This window comes from Streptomyces sp. UH6, assembly GCF_013421635.1.
Classification (GTDB): domain Bacteria; phylum Actinomycetota; class Actinomycetes; order Streptomycetales; family Streptomycetaceae; genus Streptomyces; species Streptomyces abyssomicinicus.
On sequence record NZ_JACADT010000608.1, the window covers coordinates 1 to 3,523 of the forward strand.

The following is a 3,523-nucleotide window of genomic DNA, read 5'->3' on the forward strand; positions in this document are numbered from 1 at the left end:
GTCGAGGGCGCGGCGGCGGGCGGTGGCCACGTCGAAGAGCACCCGTCCGTCGACGTCGTCAGGGAGGCACCGTCACCGCACTGTTGGCGCGAACTTCCGGCGCCAGGCCAGCGAGACGTAGACCAGGGCGACGAGCACCGGGACCTCGATCAGCGGGCCGACCACGCCGGACAGGGCCTGGCCGCTGGTCACCCCGAAGGTGGCGATGGCGACCGCGATGGCCAGCTCGAAGTTGTTGCCCGCCGCCGTGAAGGCGAGGGTGGCGGTGCGGTCGTAGGCGAGACCGATCGCCTTGCCGAGCAGGAAGGTGCCGCACCACATCACCGTGAAGTACACCAGCAGCGGCAGCGCGATACGGGCCACGTCCAGCGGCTGGGAGGTGATGGTGTCGCCCTGGAGGGCGAAGAGGACGACGATGGTGAAGAGCAGGCCGTAGAGGGCCCAGGGGCCGATCTTGGGCAGGAACGTCGTCTCGTAGTTCTCGCGGCCCATCTTCTTCTCGCCGACGCGGCGGGTGAGGAAGCCCGCCAGCAGCGGCACGCCGAGGAAGATGACGACGTTGAGGGCGATCTCCCACGGGGAGACGTCCAGGCTCTGGCCGTCGCCGAGGCCCAGCCGGCCGGGGAGCAGGTCGAGGTAGAACCAGCCGAGCAGGCCGAACGCGATCACCTGGAAGACGGAGTTCAGCGCCACCAGGACGGCGGCGGCCTCGCGGTCGCCGCAGGCGAGGTCGTTCCAGATGATGACCATGGCGATGCAGCGGGCCAGGCCGACGATGATCAGTCCGGTGCGGTACTCCGGCAGGTCCGGCAGGAAGATCCAGGCCAGCGCGAACATCACGGCCGGGCCGACGATCCAGTTGATCACCAGGGAGGAGACCATCAGCTTCTTGTCACCGGTGACCGCGTCGAGCTTGTCGTAGCGGACCTTGGCCAGCACCGGGTACATCATGATCAGCAGGCCGAGGGCGATGGGCAGCGAGATGCCGCCGATCTCGACGGCGGCGAGGGCGTCGTTGATGCCCGGGACGAGCCGCCCGAGGCCGAGGCCCACGACCATGGCGAGCAGGATCCAGACGGCGAGAAAGCGGTCGAGCGTCGACAGCTGGGCGACGACCGAGGACTCCTCGGCGGCCGGTGCCGCTGTTTCGGTGCGGGTCACGGGCAGGCCCTCTTGTTGTCGGCGGCGTTGCGAGCGGACTCGGCCAGGTCGGTGAACTGTCCGGCGAGCTGGGCGATGACGTCGGGCCGCAGCTTGTAGTAGGTGAACCGGCCGCACGGCTCGGTCTCGACCACACCGGCCTCGCGCAGCACCCGCAGGTGGTTGGAGAGGTTGGTCTGCTTGGCGCCGGTCTCCTCGACCAGGTGCGTGGTGCAGAGGGTTTCGCGGGCCAGCAGGGTCACGATCCGGAGCCTGAGCGGGTCGGCGAGCACCCTGATCAGTTCAGTGTCGACTGGCATCAGCATGTACTGATACTTTCACATCAGTGGTGGCTGACATCACCAGGTGCTGATGTCATTGTTCGCTGAACTCAGTAGTGCCTGATGCCGTCGCGAGACAAGAGAGTCCCTCCATGTCCGAGAAGCCCTCCGTTCTCTTCGTCTGTGTCCACAATGCGGGCCGGTCCCAGATGGCCGCCGCGTGGCTGTCCCACCTGGCGGGGGACCGCGTCGAGGTGCGTTCCGCAGGCTCCGACCCGGGTGGGAACGTCAATCCGGCCGCCGTCGAGGCCATGCGCGAGGTCGGCATCGACATCTCGGCCGAGGTGCCGAAGATGCTCACGGTCGACGCCGTGCGGGAGTCCGACGTCTGCATCACCATGGGCTGCGGGGACACCTGCCCGGTCTTTCCCGGCAAGCGCTACCTCGACTGGCAGCTCGAGGACCCGGCCGGCCGGGGCGTCGAGGCGGTCCGCCCGATCCGTGACGAGATCAAGAAGCTCGTCGAGGGCCTGATCGCGGAGATCGCGCCGGAGAAGCCGGAGGCCACGGCGTGAGCGCGGTGAGGTGCGCGAGGTCGCCGTCGTCGGCTCCGGCCCGCCCGGTTGCACCACGGCCCTCCACACGGCCCGGGCCCGGCTCGCCGCCGGTGTTCGGCGGCGCGCTTCACGTCGGCGGCCCGCTGACGACGACCGCCGAGGTCGAGAACTCCCCCGGCTTTCCCGAGGGCGTCGACGGCCCGGACGTGATGCGGAACGTGCGGGCCCAGGCGGAGAAGTTCGGCCCGGAGACCGTCGAGGACGACATCGGGCCTGGAGTTCTGCTCGTCACTCGCGCGATGGACGAGACCGTGGTCCCTGAGCTGAACTGCCGGCTCGGAGACCACGGTTTGAGACGTCAGCCGTAGGTGTAGAAGCCCGACCCGGACTTCCGGCCCAGCCGGCCCGCGTCGACCATGCGCTGGAGCAGCGGGGGAGCGGCGTACAGGGGCTCCTTGTACTCCTCGTACATCGAGTACGCGACCGAGGCCACGGTGTCGAGGCCGATCAGGTCGGAGAGCTTGAGCGGCCCCATCGGGTGGGCGCAGCCCATCTCCATGCCGTTGTCGATGTCCTCACGGCTGGCGATGCCCGACTCGAACATCCGGATCGCCGACAGCAGGTACGGGATCAGCAGCGCGTTGACGACGAAACCGGAGCGGTCCTGGGCGCGGATGGAGTGCTTGCCGAGAGCCTTCTCGGCGAACAGCTGCGCCCGGCTGAGGGTGCCCTCGGAGGTGGTCAGCGCGGGGATCAGCTCGACGAGCTGCTGCACGGGCGCCGGGTTGAAGAAGTGGATGCCCACCACCTGGTCCGGACGCGAGGTGGCGACGGCCAGCTTCACGAGCGGGATGGAGGAGGTGTTGGAGGCGAGGATGGCGTCGGGGCGGGTGACCACCTGGTCCAGGACCTGGAAGATCTCCGTCTTGACCTGCTCGTTCTCGACGACGGCCTCGATCACCAGGTCACGGTCGTGGAACTCGCCGAGGTCGGTGGTGAAGTCCAGGCGCGCCTCGGTGGCCGCGCGCTCCTCCTCGGTGAGCTTGCCGCGCTCCACCGCCCGCTGGAGCGACGTGAAGACGCGGGTACGCCCGATCTCCAGGGCTTCGCCGGTGGCCTCGGCGACCTTCACGTCCAGACCGGCGCGGGCGCAGACCTCGGCGATGCCGGCTCCCATCTGGCCGGAGCCCACCACTCCCACGCGTTCGATGTCGCTCACATCGTCCCTTTCGTGATCATCATCGGGTCGGACAGGGTGCCGTCGGTCGGCGCCTGCTCCGATCGAGCACGTTACCTTCGCGGCTCCGACGATCGATCATTCGGGTGGGGCATGCTGGGTGACCGATGTCTCAGCGGTACTGCCCGTGCCCGGGCGGCCGCGAAACGTGAGGGTCCGTGATCCGCCTCCGCGTGGGGCCGGGGCGCGACCCGATGGAGGTACGGCTGATGGCAGGGCTCACCCGCAGGACGTTCGCCGCGAGCGCGCTGGCCGCGCTTCCCGCGCTGTTCGCCACCGGTGCCGAAGCGGCCGGGGCCGATGTCGCG

Annotated in this window: 4 protein-coding genes and 1 pseudogene; 2 read left to right on the plus strand and 3 right to left on the minus strand. The window is 69.2% G+C overall.

Translation table 11 applies throughout. The features are described from left to right. Positions 1 to 72: 72 nt before the first annotated feature. Entirely contained in the window at positions 73 to 1,161 is a 1,089-nt protein-coding gene (gene arsB, locus HW445_RS22900; RefSeq protein WP_180222849.1) for an ACR3 family arsenite efflux transporter, read from the minus strand. After that, positions 1,158 to 1,466, minus strand: a complete 309-nt coding sequence (locus HW445_RS22905; RefSeq protein ID WP_180222850.1) for a helix-turn-helix transcriptional regulator — start codon at positions 1,464 to 1,466, stop codon at positions 1,158 to 1,160. The genes arsB and HW445_RS22905 overlap by 4 nt, the downstream gene beginning before the upstream one ends. 107 nt (positions 1,467 to 1,573) lie before the next feature. Here HW445_RS22905 and HW445_RS22910 point away from each other — a divergent pair, with 107 nt between their 5' ends. Next, the gene (locus HW445_RS22910) at positions 1,574 to 1,996 is read left to right on the plus strand and encodes an arsenate reductase ArsC (protein ID WP_180222851.1); all 423 of its coding nucleotides are present in this window, start codon (positions 1,574 to 1,576) and stop codon (positions 1,994 to 1,996) included. 10 nt (positions 1,997 to 2,006) lie between these two features. Continuing rightward, positions 2,007 to 2,247, plus strand: a pseudogene (locus tag HW445_RS22915) (thioredoxin-disulfide reductase); the annotation flags it as partial. A gap of 89 nt (positions 2,248 to 2,336) precedes the next feature. On the opposite strand, the gene HW445_RS22920 reads toward HW445_RS22915, so the two are convergent. Further along, entirely contained in the window at positions 2,337 to 3,197 is an 861-nt protein-coding gene (locus tag HW445_RS22920; protein WP_180222852.1) for a 3-hydroxybutyryl-CoA dehydrogenase, read from the minus strand. Positions 3,198 to 3,523 lie beyond the last annotated feature (326 nt).